At 42.0% G+C, this 15,313-nt stretch carries 13 protein-coding genes; 7 read left to right on the top strand and 6 right to left on the bottom strand.

Features of this window, described 5'->3' with window-relative positions; all coding sequences use genetic code 11:
* Nucleotides 1–117: 117 nt before the first annotated feature.
* The 4 genes from V7K15_RS20025 to ruvC form a co-directional block, all read right to left on the bottom strand.
* Nucleotides 118–1,104, bottom strand: a complete 987-nt coding sequence (locus V7K15_RS20025; RefSeq protein ID WP_334907998.1) for an ABC transporter substrate-binding protein — start codon at nucleotides 1,102–1,104, stop codon at nucleotides 118–120.
* A 648-nt stretch (nucleotides 1,105–1,752) separates the two neighbouring features.
* Nucleotides 1,753–1,830 (bottom strand): inositol oxygenase family protein, encoded by a 78-nt coding sequence (locus tag V7K15_RS20020; RefSeq protein WP_334908083.1) that lies wholly within the window; start codon nucleotides 1,828–1,830, stop codon nucleotides 1,753–1,755.
* 30 nt (nucleotides 1,831–1,860) lie between these two features.
* Nucleotides 1,861–2,346, bottom strand: a complete 486-nt coding sequence (locus V7K15_RS20015) for a gluconokinase (protein WP_334907996.1) — start codon at nucleotides 2,344–2,346, stop codon at nucleotides 1,861–1,863.
* A gap of 248 nt (nucleotides 2,347–2,594) precedes the next feature.
* A complete protein-coding gene (gene ruvC / locus V7K15_RS20010; protein ID WP_334907994.1) occupies nucleotides 2,595–3,086 on the bottom strand; it encodes a crossover junction endodeoxyribonuclease RuvC in 492 nt (163 codons plus the stop codon).
* Between the two features lie 174 nt (nucleotides 3,087–3,260).
* Here ruvC and V7K15_RS20005 point away from each other — a divergent pair, with 174 nt between their 5' ends.
* Nucleotides 3,261–4,631 (top strand): gluconeogenesis factor YvcK family protein, encoded by a 1,371-nt coding sequence (locus V7K15_RS20005; RefSeq protein ID WP_334907992.1) that lies wholly within the window; start codon nucleotides 3,261–3,263, stop codon nucleotides 4,629–4,631.
* A gap of 68 nt (nucleotides 4,632–4,699) precedes the next feature.
* Nucleotides 4,700–5,155, top strand: a complete 456-nt coding sequence (tsaE, locus tag V7K15_RS20000) for a tRNA (adenosine(37)-N6)-threonylcarbamoyltransferase complex ATPase subunit type 1 TsaE (protein WP_334907990.1) — start codon at nucleotides 4,700–4,702, stop codon at nucleotides 5,153–5,155.
* Nucleotides 5,156–5,886: 731 nt separating this feature from the next.
* Here tsaE and V7K15_RS19995 read toward each other — a convergent pair.
* Complete coding sequence (locus V7K15_RS19995; protein WP_334907988.1) at nucleotides 5,887–7,062, bottom strand: patatin-like phospholipase family protein; 1,176 nt, start codon at nucleotides 7,060–7,062, stop codon at nucleotides 5,887–5,889.
* A 269-nt stretch (nucleotides 7,063–7,331) separates the two neighbouring features.
* Nucleotides 7,332–8,651: a dihydroorotase gene (locus V7K15_RS19990; RefSeq protein ID WP_334907986.1), complete on the bottom strand. Its 1,320-nt coding sequence runs from the start codon at nucleotides 8,649–8,651 to the stop codon at nucleotides 7,332–7,334.
* A gap of 169 nt (nucleotides 8,652–8,820) precedes the next feature.
* Between V7K15_RS19990 and lepB the strand changes: the two genes are divergently transcribed.
* The 5 genes from lepB (at nucleotide 8,821) to V7K15_RS19965 (ending at nucleotide 15,281) form a co-directional block, all read left to right on the top strand.
* Complete coding sequence (gene lepB / locus V7K15_RS19985; protein ID WP_334907984.1) at nucleotides 8,821–9,462, top strand: signal peptidase I; 642 nt, start codon at nucleotides 8,821–8,823, stop codon at nucleotides 9,460–9,462.
* Between the two features lie 206 nt (nucleotides 9,463–9,668).
* A complete protein-coding gene (locus V7K15_RS19980) occupies nucleotides 9,669–10,454 on the top strand; it encodes an MOSC domain-containing protein (RefSeq protein WP_334908081.1) in 786 nt (261 codons plus the stop codon).
* Nucleotides 10,455–10,565: 111 nt separating this feature from the next.
* On the top strand, nucleotides 10,566–11,852 hold the full coding sequence (locus tag V7K15_RS19975) for a hybrid sensor histidine kinase/response regulator (protein ID WP_334907982.1): 1,287 nt from the start codon (nucleotides 10,566–10,568) through the stop codon (nucleotides 11,850–11,852).
* Between the two features lie 437 nt (nucleotides 11,853–12,289).
* Nucleotides 12,290–13,453, top strand: a complete 1,164-nt coding sequence (gene ldpA, locus V7K15_RS19970; protein ID WP_334907980.1) for a circadian clock protein LdpA — start codon at nucleotides 12,290–12,292, stop codon at nucleotides 13,451–13,453.
* A gap of 85 nt (nucleotides 13,454–13,538) precedes the next feature.
* Entirely contained in the window at nucleotides 13,539–15,281 is a 1,743-nt protein-coding gene (locus V7K15_RS19965) for a R3H domain-containing nucleic acid-binding protein (protein ID WP_334907978.1), read from the top strand.
* Nucleotides 15,282–15,313 lie beyond the last annotated feature (32 nt).

Below are 15,313 nucleotides of genomic sequence, written 5' to 3'. Positions count from 1 at the left end.
TTTAAATTAAATGAAAACCGCCGTACATTATAGGTATGTGCAAAAACTTTACAAATGCACCAAAGGATTCAGATCAGAAGACATAATTTTCAATCGCAAATTAACAAATTTTATTATTTACCAGCCTTTTTCTGTGCTGACATTATCTTTTGTGATCAAGTTAACTGGAATCAAAATGGTAGGTGACTTAGGTTTTTTCCCATTTAAGATGTCGTTGCCAACCTGAACTGCTTTTTGAGCCATCCCTCGTGGATTTTGAGTAGCAGTCGCCGCATATAAACCATCTTTAGCTGCGATCGCAGTAATTGCTTCTGGCGCACCATCAACCCCTACAATAAAGAAATCTTTACGTTGTGCTTGCTTTGCTGCTAGTTCTGCGCCAAGTCCACTCGGATCGTTAATAGCAAAAACAGCATCAATCTTCGGAAAGGTTGTAAGCAAATCACTCATAACTCTGAGTCCTCCATCCCGACTACCATCTGCATTCTGGTTTTTAGAGAGGATTTTGATATTGGGATATTTGAATAATACATTTTCACAGCCACTAACTCGCTGAATTACTGAGTCCACCGGCGGCCCGTTAACTATTACTACATTGCCTTTACCTTGGAGGCGGTCAGCAATATATTTGCAACTAACTTCTCCAGCTTGGACATTATTAGTAGTGATGGTGGCGTTCACACCTCCCTCAGCACCTGTATCTACGGCAATGATAATTCTACCTGCTCGTTTCGCGTTTTCAACTATTGGTCTAATTCCCCTTTTATCAGCAGCATTCAAAACAATTATGTCAGCATTCGCAGCAGTGAAATTTTCAATTTGATTAGCTTGTTGGTTGAGATCATAAGCACTGGAAGCTACAATAACGGTAACATCTTTTCCGCCAATTCTCTTCGCTTCTGCCTCAACTGCTTGTCCCATAACTACGAAGAAAGGGTTACTTAGATCGCCAACGGTGAAGCCAACCGCTCGTAATTTTTTATTCCCAGTGGCAATTTTATTTTCTGCACTAGTATTGATGGCGGTGTTGTCATTTTGAGCGCCATTTGTACAACTAAAAACCGCGAAACATAATATGCCAACTATGAGTAAAATTCTCTTCATATTCATCTATTTATAACAACATATTTATATTTTAAAAAGGCCAGTAGAATATAAAATTGCCAAGTTATAACAATATGAGATAAGTCTGAAAACTTTAGATATCACCTAGCAGCACTGCTGATTTTGGCAATTTAAACTCCTCTCAAACGTGTTATAATTTGACGTGATTTGAGTTAGCGCTATTAATTGTCCTAAATTAGATGTTTTGTTTTTTCAAGCAATAGTAGTAACACTACAATACATCAAAAACTCACATTTTTTGGTGATCATACATTTGCAAGTGCGTGAGTTAAAAACGGCTTTTAACTAAAATTAGTAGAATCTGATCTTATCAATGTGAATTTGTATTCTGTTTTACATGAATTTTAGTTTAACCTGTATTATTCCAAATATGATCCCCGTTTATCGAACTTTACAAAGTCAAGGAAACTATTCCATCTCGATGTAGTTTAAACTTTTCCTCCTGGAGTCTTTGCGAAAGTTAAGTAGTTTTCAGCTTAGGTATAGGTTAAAAAACTTAACATATTTTACTTAAGTTTAATTCACAAAATTTAATACCGTAGGAGGGAAATGTTTACTTTTAAATCCTGTTGCCTTATTTTCAGGGTTGACTATAATATGCTTGTCAACTGCGCTTATTTCTGATCATCAGTAAGGCTTTAATTTTTGGCAATCTGGAGGATTAGGGTTCTTTGAATACAAATCGTAGGGATTGAATAACTTCACCGATTTAAACTTGTGGTTGTAACCAATAAGCTAAATTCCCAAAGCCGTTCTAATGTTTTGGACAATTACCTCAGGTGGCTGTGCAACATCCATAGATATGGTATCTAATGGCTCTTCAAGAGTATAAAACTGGCTGTTGAGAAGTTTTTCGCTCATGTAATGATTATGACGCTCTTGCAGCCGCATTTGAATCAACTCATAAGACCCTTTAAGGTAAACTAGCTTGATGCGATCGCTATCTAATACCAGAAATTGCCGATAGCTATCTTTGAGAGCCGAACACGCCAGCACCACATTTTTGTTTTCTTGCAGCCAGTGTTTTATGGCTGTTTGCAAATCTTGTAACCAAGGCATCCTGTCAGCTTCACTCAGAGGGATACCGCGCCGCATTTTGTCAACATTCTCTGGCGAATGGAAAGCATCAGCGTCGCTAAACTCCCAGTTTAACGAGTCTGCTAGCAGTTTTCCGATGGTGGTTTTGCCAGAACCCGATACACCCATCACAAGAATAATCATATACCACAGCTAAACATATTCATAAATGGTTCTTCTACATCGGTAAAACCGATTTTTATTGAGTAATTTATTCTTTGGAAGTCTTTTATTGTTCGAGTCACAGCTAATTTTTAAAATACAACACTTCCGGTAGCTATGATGTACATCCTCAAAGCTAAAAGCTATGCTAGGAGAGGGGCAAGAAGAAAAACTGTATTGCATAATAGCGGGAAGCGCTGATGTAGAAGAATAATAAAGTTCTCCAACACCTACAGCTGATAAGAAGCAGTCAATGCTACCGCCAAAGCATCCGCAGCATCATCAGGCTTGGGAATTTCATCTAAATCCAACTCCCGCGCCACCGCCTCTTGCACTTCTGACTTATCAGCATTGCCATAGCCTGTTAAAGCTTGCTTAATTTGAGCCGGAGTAAACTCTACGTAGGGAAGACGTCGCTGGCCTAACACCAAAATAAGTACACCCCGCGCCTGTGCAACGACGATTGTACTTGACATCCGATAGAAGAATAGTTTCTCGATCGCCACCAAATCCGGTTGCAACTCCTCCATCAGGGTGTGTAAATCATCAAACAAGGTACATAGGCGCTGTCCCATTTCGACATCTGCTGACGTTCTGATTACCCCAAAATCCAGCATATTTACTGTAGTCTCTTGTACTTTGTGGGAAATTTGTGTATAGGTAATTGCCCCAAATCCTAAAATTGCCAGTCCTGGATCTAATCCTAAAATTCGTTTTTCCATTAAATTCACTTTTACCAAGCCAGGCTATTGTTTAACTAGGAATACTGGCAATCTTCACGACTTGTTCTTAGTCTAATGCGATTGACAAATATAATAGTTTCACGCCTGGTGTTTTAAACCAAGTGATCTAAATTTTCTGTTAATTATTGTTTGTAGCACTGCTCCAAATCAGGTATGTCAAATGGTTTTCTCAGACAAGCCCTCAACGCCCTGCAAAAGCAGTCGCGCTCTCGTACTTCACATCGGGTTAACCAATGGTTCAAATGGTTATCCCCTGGACTATCGGTAAAACGTTGGTTGTTGATCAGTCTTGGGGGTGTAGTGTTGGCGAGTTTGGGGTTAGCTATTTGGATTAAGTTGACTCCAATTTTTTGGATGATCGAGTTGGTTAGGAATTTCCTGGGAGTAATCACCAACCTCTTACCCAACTATATCAGTGGCCCTTTGGTGCTGCTTGGCGGCTTGCTGTTAGTGCTTTGGGGGCAAACTCGCACTGTCGGCTCAATTACTAAGGTACTTAGAGCGGAAGGCGGAGAGGAACTGATTGATGTCTTGTTAGCCCATCGTCGATTGTACCGAGGCCCGAAAATAGTGGTAATTGGTGGTGGTACAGGACTTTCTACGTTGTTGAGGGGACTGAAAACCTACAGCGCTAATATTACTGCGATTGTCACTGTCGCCGATGATGGTGGATCTTCTGGGCGGTTGCGTGAAGAATTTGGAGTGCTACCACCAGGGGATATTCGCAATTGTTTGGCTGCACTAGCAGATGAAGAAAAGTTATTAACAGAATTGTTTCAATACCGTTTTCGGGCTGGAGATGGGTTAACGGGTCACAGTTTTGGCAATTTGTTTTTAACGGCAATGAGTGATATTACTGGAGATTTAGAACAAGCAGTTGCAGCCAGTTCCAAAGTGCTAGCGGTACGCGGACAAGTACTACCAGCAACTCTCAGTGATGTTCGCCTTTGGGCAGAATTAGCCGATGGTCGCCGGATTAATGGGGAGTCTAGTATTCCTAAAGCTGGCGGTAAAATTGTCAAAATTGGCTGCATTCCAGCTAATCCTCCGGCGGTGCCAGCAGCGATTAAGGCACTTAAAGAAGCTGATTACATCATTATTGGCCCAGGTAGCCTTTATACTAGCCTGATTCCTAACTTATTAGTACCAGAAATTGCCGATGCGATCGCTCAAACAGATGCTCCCCGGATTTATATCTGCAATATCATGACTCAACCAGGAGAAACTGAAGACTACACTGTTGCCGATCACATCAGAGCAATTGATGCTGCTTGTGGGCAAAGACGGCTGTTTGATGCTGTGCTAATACACAACAAATCCCCCTCGGAGCAATCACTCATCCGCTACGCCCAACAAAACTCCCATCCCGTTTTCCTGGATAGAGAAGCCGTAACTCAGCTAGGGCGAAAGATTGTTCCAGCTAATGTTTTGTATGAAGATGAAACGGGTTTTGTACGTCACAATCCGCAGAAGCTAGCACGAGTTTTGTTGCGGTGGTACGGTAGAGCTGATCGCGGAAGATGAAAATCTGTCATTTGTCATTTGTCTTTTGTTTAGACGAATGACGAATGACTAATGACTAATGACTAATTATGAAAATTTTTCTTGCAGATGCAAAGGCGACGCTACACTTAGGTATTACTCTCGGTGAATCCCTGACCCCTGGTAGTGTAATTTTACTAGAAGGTGATTTAGGTACTGGTAAAACTACCCTAGTTCAAGGTATTGGCAAGGGTTTGGGAATCGCTGAACCCATTGTCAGTCCCACTTTCACCCTGATTAATGAGTACACAGAAGGACGCCTCCCCCTTTACCACCTAGATTTATATCGCTTAGAACCACAAGAAGTTGCAGCCCTGAATTTAGAAAGTTACTGGGAAGGTGTTGAGGTGATACCAGGAATTGTGGCAGTTGAATGGGCGGAACGATTGCCTTACAAGCCCGATAGTTATTTAAGTGTGAGTTTGACTTATGGGCATGGGGGCACTCGTCAAGTCGAACTCATACCATTCAATTGTGCCATTAGCGAAGTCATTACCGCGATTTAATTTCTTGAACACTATACGAAAAAATTTCTGCAAACAGTCGAGGGAGAACTCCACACTCGTTCTATCTGCCACTACCACGCTCACCATTGTAAGTTACTAACATTGTTATCTCAATCCAAAATAAATGAAAAAATTTTGTGACAGCAGCTTTATTGCTGCAATAATCAGTTAAAAAACTGATTTAGATGGTGTATCAATTAAGAAAATGTAAACTGTTGTTGAGTTAAATGAGAATTTTCACAAAACTTAGTCAGCTTGGTTTAACCCGATTGCTTCTCTACTGTGATTAAGAGAACTAATCTGGATTATTTAGCAGCCAAAGCTAGTAGAGAAAACTTAAACAACATCAAGTTCTGTAGAAGCTGTCTAACTTTTCCTTATACTCAATATACTCAAGTTAACGTCATAATGTATACATAAAAATACTGAATTATGAAATGTTTAAAAATTATTAATTTAAGTAATTTTAAATAGTAATAAATTATTTTATTCACATTTGTAATTAACACTGATATTAATAAAGCTTTAAATAAAACATCTTGTATTTCTACGATAGCTATGTAGAAATACGAGATGTTTTATTCTATAGGAATCGGATTTGATTACTGAACTTACTTGCGTAGGTAGGGAACTCTTAACGGGGAGAAGGGAATAGATGTGTACTGAGTTTTTTCAAAAATCAAATATGAGTCCTATATATTAGTTGACATAAATATGCCTACGTGGATGTACTAGTTATCTCTAATAAAAGAGGCGATCGCATTTTTTGTCTGAGGCCCGGAGTCGTCTCTGGTATAATAGGTGCGACCGTTATCAATGAATGCAGAGGTAGTATCTATCAACTGCTGAACAACCTCTGAACTAGTGTTATCTATTTCTTCACTGACTTTTTCGCCTGTAAATCGATTTTTTCGATCTTCTGGAGCTAATATAATCCGAGGATCTTTATAAGTCTCTTTTGGCTTCGGTTCAAATGTCTCATTTAAGTCAAACTGAAGACGTAAGTAACGTTTAGAATCGTATCCACCCATGATTTGTCGGCAAATTGTACTACCAATCTCAGATGTAGGTTCTATAAAGATATTAGTAAGATTTTTTGCCCAGTCGAAGCCTCTCCATTTGCTTATTTGCTTATATTGATATGCTTCACCAGTTTGACCGGTGCCAATAGAAAGGATAGAAATATCTTCCAATCGTAGATTCTCCAGTTTATATTTTTGCTTGATTGTTGGAGAGACTGAAGACTGACTGATCCTCATAACTAGACTCAAAGCTGCCAGAGACGGGTTATTAGCAGAAACTCCTCCATCAATGTGTGGAAATTCCCAATCACCAAATTTTTCTTTATCTACAGGTTCTAATTTATATGGTGGGAAAAAAGTGGGAGCTGAGGCAGAAGCGGTACATATCTCCCATAAAAAACAGTCATCATACCATCTGTCTCCTAGATCGGGATGACAATTTGTAAAAAAGGTTGTATTGCGATATAGCGTATCGTAAGCAAGAATCAAAATAATCGGTTTTTCAATATCCTTTATTCTTGTAGATTTATACGCATCTTTGAGGACGCTAATAATTCCATCATGAGAATATTTAGGTGGTGAAAGTACATCCAAAATCGATTTTATGATGGGCGGTAAGTTTTTATAGCGGTCTTTTCTCTGCTGCGGAAATATATCTTTCGCCCGTTCTTTATACAATTTAATTAGTTGATCACTCTCCTTTCCAACAGCAATACCTCCTGCTAATATTGAACCCGTAGAAGTACCAGCAATTAGGTCAAAGTATTCATGTAAAAAGTTTCCTTTACCCTGGGTTCTAATTTCTTGTTCTACTTGTTGAAGTATTCGTGCTGCAACGATTCCACGGATACCGCCACCGTCTAAAGCCAAAATTTTGAAGGACATTTGCTTAAAAGGGTAAAGGAGGAACAACAAGAATTTTCGCGTTTTACCTTTAACCAAACCGCATTGATCTAGTCTTGGCTCTGGTAGATGAAAATCTTGCCAGTTCAAGTATGACTTTGATGTATAGTTATTTGTCTACTACATAAGCTTAAATAAATATTTGTTTTGACACTCCCCGCTTCTTCGAGACGGGGATTTTTCAATCAATGAATCAACTTGCTCAGACTGGATTGCTACAACCAAAGTTGAGGTCGATTCTCGATCACGACTCATAAGAAAGTTAAAGCTTGACCCCGCACTTGCGTATTTACCTGGCCTTTGTCATAAACTATCTCACCGCCGACAATGGTGGTTGTAGCCCAGCCGGTTAGGTTCCAACCTTCAAAGGGACTCCAACGGCATTTGGTTAAAAGTTCCTCGCGCCGGACTGGACGGTATGTGTTTAAATCTACAAGCACTAAATCGGCATCGTAACCAGGTGTGATCGCTCCTTTATTGGGAATACCATAAGCTACAGCTACAGCTTTCGACATCCAGTTAACAACTTGAGCCACAGTACACTGTCCTTGCATCGCCGCAGTTAACATCAAAGCTAGGGAAGTTTCCACCCCAGGCATTCCCGAAGGACTATTAGGATATTCTTGAGCTTTTTCTTCTAAGGTGTGCGGCGCGTGATCTGTAGCGATGAAATCAATCACGCCATCGCGCAAAGCTTGCCAGAGAACTTCGTTATCATGGGCCGATCGCAACGGTGGATTCATCTGTGCTAAGGTACCAATTGTTTCATAAGCACTAGTATTCAACAATAAATGCTGTGGTGTCACCTCTGCTGTGACCCAACTAGGTTTATTCTGACGCAGCAAATCTGCTTCTTCAGCCGTTGACATATGCAGAATATGCAGACGGCGTTGATATTTTTGAGAAAGTTTTAATGCCAATTGGGTTGCAAGCAAAGCCGCTTGATTATCTTGAATTTGCGAGTGAACAGCTGGATCGTGAATATTGGCAAATTCTTGGCGGCGTTGGTTAATTCTAGCTTGATCTTCGGCATGAACGGCAATCAGGCGATCGCCTTTAGCAAATATCGCAGAGAGTGCTGTTTCCCCATCAACCAGCAATTGACCATGCATCGACCCCATAAAAATCTTAATTCCCGGTGTTGGCTTTGCCAAAAGCAAATCTGGTAAATTCTCTGCTGTTGCTCCAATAAAAAAGCCATAATTAACCAAGCACTTCTGGGAGGCACGTTCTAGTTTGTCGTCTAAAGCCTGCTGTGTCGTTGTCAGGGGGCGCGTATTGGGCATTTCCAAAAAGGAAGTAACTCCGCCTTTAGCACAGGCACAACTGGCGGTAAATAAATCTTCCTTGTGTTCTAGTCCCGGTTCCCGGAAATGTACCTGCGGATCAATGACTCCTGGCAACAAAGTTAACCCTTCTGCGTCAACTTCAGTGGCTAGTGCTGTTTGGGAGATTTCTGGCGCAACTTCGACGATTTGGCGATCGCGCGTCAACACATCCCCAATCATCAGTTCACCATTGGGTAAGATTATGCGAGCGCGGCGAATCAGGAGAATTTGTGGAGATGACATAGGGATAATTAAAGTTCAGGCAAAGAGCTATGTATTACAGAGAACTATGCTTTGAGGTTAAACTGAGTTGCGATCGGAGTAACCATTAAAGTTTTCCCGTTAAGATTAACAGATAAAGTCTCACTAGGCGAGTTAATTACCTACATCTTTCCTTCAGTTAAGTAATTTCATGCATAATCAAGTGTCTGATAACAATTCTAGTCAACAACCTGATAATTCCTGGATCGCAGAGCTAGGTAGAACAATTGTATTGAGCATTGTTCTAGCTCTGGGAATTCGTACCTTTGTTGCTGAAGCACGCTGGATTCCTTCTGGATCGATGGAACCGACTTTGCATGGTACGCCAAACCAGTGGGAGGCAGACAAAATCATTGTCGATAAGTTGAAATATAAATTTGCTAACCCGGAGCGGGGAGATATTGTAGTATTTTCACCTACGCAAGAACTACAAAAAGAACAATACCAGGATGCTTTTATTAAACGTGTAATTGGCTTACCTGGAGAAAAAGTACAACTTAAGGATGGCAAAGTCTATATCAACAACAAACCCCTTCCAGAATCCAATTACCTCAGTTCTGGGCAAAGCACAGTCATTGATGTTTGCCAATCAGGGCCACAGCCACCTTTTTTGGCGAAACTCCAGACTATACCAGCCGATTCATATTTAGTACTAGGTGACAATCGGAACAACAGTTATGATGGCCGCTGTTGGGGTCTTGTCCCCCGCCAGAATATTATTGGACGTGCTGTAGTTCGCTTCTGGCCTCTAAATCATATTGGCGGAATAGATAAATCACCAATATATCCATAATTAACAATATTAGTAAGGTGGATAAGTAACAAAAGAATTTTAGATTTAAGATTGGGGACTGCTAAATCACCAATCTTTAATCCAAAATCCAAAATCGTTCGACTGAGCATCTCGACTTCGCTCGACGGAAGCGTAGCCGTACCCCTCCGGGGAAGCAAGCTACACGTAGCGTTCCGCAGGAAAGTCTAAAATCCAAAATTGCGATGATGCCTTACCTAGCCAAGATTTTATTGTATCCAGTTAAGTCATTGGATGGTCTTGAAGTTGAGAACGCTAGAGTTCTTGCCAGTGGCGCACTACAGCATGACCGCGAGTTTGCTATTATTGATGAACAGGGTAGATTTGTCAATGGCAAGCGTTATGCTAAAATTCATTTACTAAGGGCGCAATTTGCACTTTTAAATAGAACTATCTCGTTGCAAATCCCAGGCTGCGACTTCCAAAAAATTTTTCATTTGGATGAGGAACGGCAAGGATTAGAAGCAACTTTGAGTGATTTTTTGGAGTTTGCTGTCACATTGGGACAAAACTCTCTGATGGGTTTTCCTGACGATACATTTTCACTTGGCCCAACGGTAATTAGTACGGCAACGTTGGCAGAAGTAGCTTCTTGGTTTCCGGGTTTAAGTGTAGATGAAATGCGCCGTCGAATGCGTGCTAACATCGAGATTGCTGGTGTACCAGCATTTTGGGAAGATCAACTATTTAGTGAACAAGGTGATTTCGTCTCCTTTCGAGTGGGAGATGTGGATTTTTTTGGGGTTAACCCATGTCAGCGTTGTATAGTGCCAACACGCGATTCTTACTTAGGGAAAGCTTACCCAAACTTTCAAAAAATATTTGCAACCCAGCGACAAAGAACTTTGCCAAATTGGGTTGATTCATCGCCTTTTAATCACTTTTACAGATTGAGTGTCAATACTCAATTACCCCCTTCGTCAGCCGGAAAAATTTTACAACTCGGCGATGAGGTTGACATATTTCCACATTAACAATTCAAAATTAAAAATAAGTATTTTGGTGAAATTGATCAACAAATTTTGGGGTGATTTCAAAGAAGCATTTACTATCCTCAATAATTATACGCCTAGCTTTTGATAATAATGGATTTTAATCAACCTAACCATCAGAAAAGAAATATTTTGGTGGTCGATGATACCCCAGATAATTTGCGGCTTTTATCGGCGATGTTGACTGCACAAGGTTTTGAAGTTCGCAAAGCCTTAAATGGTAAAATGGCGCTGACTGCGTGTCAAATGGTTTTGCCCGATGTGATTTTGCTGGATATCAATATGCCAGATATGGATGGCTATCAAGTTTGTCAACAACTAAAAGCTGATCAGAAAACTTCTGAAGTCCCAGTAATTTTTATTAGCGCCCTGGATGATGTTGTCGATAAGGTAAAAGCCTTTGATGTTGGTGGTGTAGATTATATTGCCAAACCTTTTCATGGGGCAGAGGTTGTGTTGCGAATTGAAAATCAGATTAATTTACGTTTGCTGCAAGTTAAACTGCAAGAAAAAAACTTTTTACTCCAACAGGCTCTTGACAATTTGAAAGCCGCCCAAGTTCAACAGATTCAAAATGAAAAAATGGTGGCGCTGGGGCAGTTAGTGGCTGGAATTGCTCATGAAATTAATAACCCGATCAGTTTTATTTATGGTAATCTCCAATATGCTGGTGAATATGTGCAAGACCTAGTTAATCTGATTGAGGTCTATCAACAGGAATATCCCAAACCTACACCAAAAATTCAGCAACTAGCCAAAGATATAGACCTGAATTTTATAATTAAGGATCTGCAAAACCTGATAGGTGCAATGTATAGAGGATCTGATCGCATTCGGGAAATTGTACTGGCGTTACAACACTTTTCTCGGCATGATGAAGCAGAGATGAAGCGGGTAAATATTCATGAAGACATCGAAAATACTTTGGTAATGTTACAACATCGACTCAGGGAAGTAGCCGATCGTCCCGCAATTGTTATAGTGAAGGATTATGGTAACTTGCCTTTAATCACTTGTTATCCGAGTCAACTAAACCAAGTATTTATGCATCTGTTGAATAATGCTATTGATGCAATAGAAGAGGGACTGGGGAATCAATCTTTTACTCCCCAAATTCGGATTCACACAGAGGTAACAGACTTGAATATGGTCAAAATTGCGATCGCTGATAATGGTACTGGTATAGAAGAGTCGTTGCGCTCGCGTTTATTTGACCCATTTTTTACCACAAAACCTGTAGGCAAAGGTAGTGGGTTAGGATTATCCATTAGCCATCAGATTATCGTGCAAAAACACCGAGGAAATATTACCTGTACCTCATCTGTTGGCAAAGGAGCAGAATTTGTGATCGAAATTCCCATAGAGCAACCTGAGCCTTAAGTGAGAACATCTCGTTTCCATAAGTAGGTAAGTGAGAATATTCATAACTAAACCAGGTCTATTTTGAAACCTGTAGTTCTTCGGTGATAAAAAAGATTTGCCCTCATCCCCCAACCCCTTCTCCCAGATATGGGAGAAGGGGAGCCAGAATTTCAAAGTCCCTCTCCCATATCTGGGAGAGGGATTTAGGGTGAGGGCAAAAACTACGGTTCTCAACTTAGATGAAGTTTATATTAAGAAATATAACGGAAAAACTCCCTTTGAGCAGTAGGAGCGATCGCTTGTGTTAATTCTTCTTGAGTTTGAGATGAAATCGCCCAGTAGTATGCTTACCAAAATTGGCTATTTTTTTACTTGGAAGTCCCTTAATTAGGAAATCCGGATTTTTTCTTGATTACACACTACTATTTTTAGTCGCATAAACGCATAATAGAAATGTGACTGATTTGTTCGCCCCTTTACAATCTCTCAAACAAGGTGACTGGTTCAAGCTGATCTGCGGAGCCAGTTTCCAGCATTTGCCGGCAGTCAGAAGTTTAACGTTAGCCTATACTTTGGCGGGCGCTGACTGCATAGATGTCGCAGCTGATCCAGCAGTGATTGCATCGGCGCAAGCAGCGCTGCAAGTAGCCAGAACTCTTGCTAAGGATGCCCAAAAGCGAGGCTTTGACTACCAAGGCAACTCACCGTTTTTGATGGTCAGCCTGAACGATGGAGAAGATCCTCATTTTCGGAAAGCAGAATTTAATCCTACTGAGTGTCCTACAGACTGCCCTAGACCATGTGAACGGATTTGTCCGGCACAAGCAATCGTGTTTAACAGTATAAAAGAAGAATTTTCGGGAGTATTATCACAAAAGTGCTACGGCTGCGGTCGTTGTATACCAGTTTGTCCATATGATATAATTTATACAAATTCATATATGTCAACGCCGGGAGCGATCGCGTCATTGGTAATGTCAACGGGAATAGATGCCGTAGAAATCCATACAAAAGTCGGGCGGTTGGCAGAATTTGAGCAATTATGGCAAGCAATTTCACCGTGGGCTGATCAACTAAAGTTACTAGCTATCAGCTGTCCCGATGGCGAGGGGATGATTGACTACCTGAGAGCAGTATATGACCTGATTGCCCCACTCAAGAGTGCTTTAATTTGGCAAACCGACGGTCGTCCCATGAGTGGTGATATTGGCGATGGTACCACAATAGCGGCGGTGAAATTAGGGCAAAAAGTTTTGGCAGCTAAGTTACCGGGATATGTGCAGTTAGCAGGCGGCACTAATAGCTATACCGTTGCTAAGTTAAAGGCGATGGGACTGCTGAAGGGAGGAGGACAAGGGGGACAAGGAGGACAAGGGGGAATTTCTCCCTTGTCTCCCCCCTCTCCCTTGTCCCCCCCCTGCTCCATCTCTGGTGTCGCCTACGGTAGCTACGCCCGTGTACTGCTGTCACCGATTCTCGAACAGTTAGAGAATAAGGAGGGAAGTAAGACCAATATTAAAGCGACTGGTAGCCTAGAAGAAGATGATACATTACTTTGGCAAGCTGTAGAACTTGCCCATTCTCTCGTTTCCCAGATCAAATCACAGCAGGAGCGTTAATCGCTCGTTCTTTGAAAATTACTCAGGGCGGGCTCTCCTGCACGCAAATGTCCTCGCTATCTCTAAAAACGTCACCATAGAAAGCATGACGATTACAGACGATCTCCAAAAGTTATTAGACATTTTGCCCGAAGACCTGCAACAAGCACTAGAGAGTCATCCCAAACGAGATAGTTTAGTAGAAGTGGTTTTGGATTTAGGTCGTCGCCCAGAGGCTCGCTTTCCTAATCAAGCGGAGTATCTGAGCGAAGTACCCGTTACTCAAGAACAGATAGATGATTGCATTCAACGAGTCGGAATCTTTGGCGGAGATAATCGGGCAGGAATTGAGCAAACTTTGCATCGGATCAGCGCCATCCGCAACCGCACGGGTAAGATTATTGGCTTGACCTGTCGTGTTGGTCGGGCGGTATTCGGAACCATTGGGATGATCCGTGATTTGGTAGAAACTGGTAAATCGATTCTCATGCTGGGGCGTCCAGGTGTGGGTAAAACTACTGCTTTACGGGAAATAGCCCGTGTTTTGGCGGATGATCTGCATAAGCGAGTGGTGATTATTGACACCTCCAACGAAATCGCTGGGGATGGTGATGTTGCCCACCCCGCCATTGGTCGCGCTCGGCGGATGCAGGTGGCTCATCCAAATCAACAGCATCAGGTGATGATTGAGGCAGTGGAAAACCATATGCCAGAAGTGATCATTATTGATGAAATTGGCACGGAACTGGAAGCTTTAGCGGCTCGTACCATTGCGGAACGGGGTGTACAGTTGGTAGGTACTGCCCACGGGAATCAGATCGAAAATCTGATTAAAAACCCCACCCTAGCTGATTTAGTTGGCGGTATCCAAGCTGTGACACTGGGAGACGATGAAGCGAGACGGCGAGGCTCTCAAAAGACTGTTTTGGAGCGTAAAGCCCCTCCTACCTTTGAAATTGCTGTGGAAATGTTGGAACGGCAGCGTTGGACAGTACACGAAAGTGTTGCTGACACAGTAGATAATCTGTTGCGAGGGCGTCAGCCTACCCCACAAACAAGAAGCGTTGATGACCACGGCAAAGTTGCGGTTTCAAGGCAGTTAGCTGTTGTCAACGGTCGCGGTGGACAGCTAGCGACAGTGGAGGAATCTTTTCCACCGACACGACAGTCTAATGGATCTAATGGCTGGCGTTCATCTGGACAAATGGTAGCACTGCCGCAATTGCCTGTAGAGCGGGTGACTGGACGCAGTGAGTTTGACCGTTTGCTGGATGAATCCTTCAATTATTCTGAGAGCATTGATTTGGATGCTGCTACCAGACAGCCAGGGCCGAATGGTGAAGATTTGCCACTGCACGTTTACCCATACGGGGTTAGCCGCCACCAACTGGAACAGGTAATTAGCGTGCTAACTTTACCCGTGGTATTGACAAAAGACATAGATAGTGCAGATGCAATTTTAGCGCTGCGATCGCACGTCAAAAACCACGCCAAATTACGCCAAATGGCCAAAGCCCGTCATGTACCGATCCACATGATTAAGTCCAGCACTATTCCCCAAATTACCCGTGGTTTGCGGCGGTTGCTGAACATCGACGATCCAGAGATGGCCGATGACTTAGAACTGCAACTGTTTTTGCACAATGGTAGCGATGATGAGATGGATGCCTTGGAAGAAGCCAGACTTGCTGTTGAGCAAATTGTGATTCCGAAAGGACAGCCAGTCGAGTTATTGCCGCGTTCTCCCCAAGTCCGCAAAATGCAACATGAGTTGGTAGAACATTATCGCCTCAAGTCGCATAGTTTTGGCGAAGAACCAAATAGAAGATTGCGGATTTATCCAGCGTAATCTCACCCCCAGCCCCTCTTCGCAGTGCGGAG

This window comes from Nostoc sp. (genome assembly GCF_036919815.1).
In the GTDB taxonomy this organism is placed as follows: domain Bacteria; phylum Cyanobacteriota; class Cyanobacteriia; order Cyanobacteriales; family Nostocaceae; genus Nostoc.
Note: the sequence above shows the minus strand (reverse complement) of the source record. Positions and strands in the feature narration are given on the sequence as shown.

Coding starts and splice junctions, on each gene's coding strand:
- V7K15_RS20025 (WP_334907998.1), bottom strand. CDS start 1,104: ATGAAGAGAATTTTACTCATAGTTGGCATATTATGTTTCGCGGTTTTT.
- V7K15_RS20005 (WP_334907992.1), top strand. CDS start 3,261: ATGTCAAATGGTTTTCTCAGACAAGCCCTCAACGCCCTGCAAAAGCAG.
- lepB (WP_334907984.1), top strand. CDS start 8,821: ATGCATAATCAAGTGTCTGATAACAATTCTAGTCAACAACCTGATAAT.
- V7K15_RS19980 (WP_334908081.1), top strand. CDS start 9,669: ATGCCTTACCTAGCCAAGATTTTATTGTATCCAGTTAAGTCATTGGAT.
- V7K15_RS19965 (WP_334907978.1), top strand. CDS start 13,539: ATGACGATTACAGACGATCTCCAAAAGTTATTAGACATTTTGCCCGAA.
- V7K15_RS20015 (WP_334907996.1), bottom strand. CDS start 2,346: ATGATTATTCTTGTGATGGGTGTATCGGGTTCTGGCAAAACCACCATC.
- tsaE (WP_334907990.1), top strand. CDS start 4,700: ATGAAAATTTTTCTTGCAGATGCAAAGGCGACGCTACACTTAGGTATT.
- V7K15_RS19990 (WP_334907986.1), bottom strand. CDS start 8,651: ATGTCATCTCCACAAATTCTCCTGATTCGCCGCGCTCGCATAATCTTA.
- V7K15_RS19995 (WP_334907988.1), bottom strand. CDS start 7,062: ATGTCCTTCAAAATTTTGGCTTTAGACGGTGGCGGTATCCGTGGAATC.
- V7K15_RS19975 (WP_334907982.1), top strand. CDS start 10,566: ATGGATTTTAATCAACCTAACCATCAGAAAAGAAATATTTTGGTGGTC.
- ruvC (WP_334907994.1), bottom strand. CDS start 3,086: ATGGAAAAACGAATTTTAGGATTAGATCCAGGACTGGCAATTTTAGGA.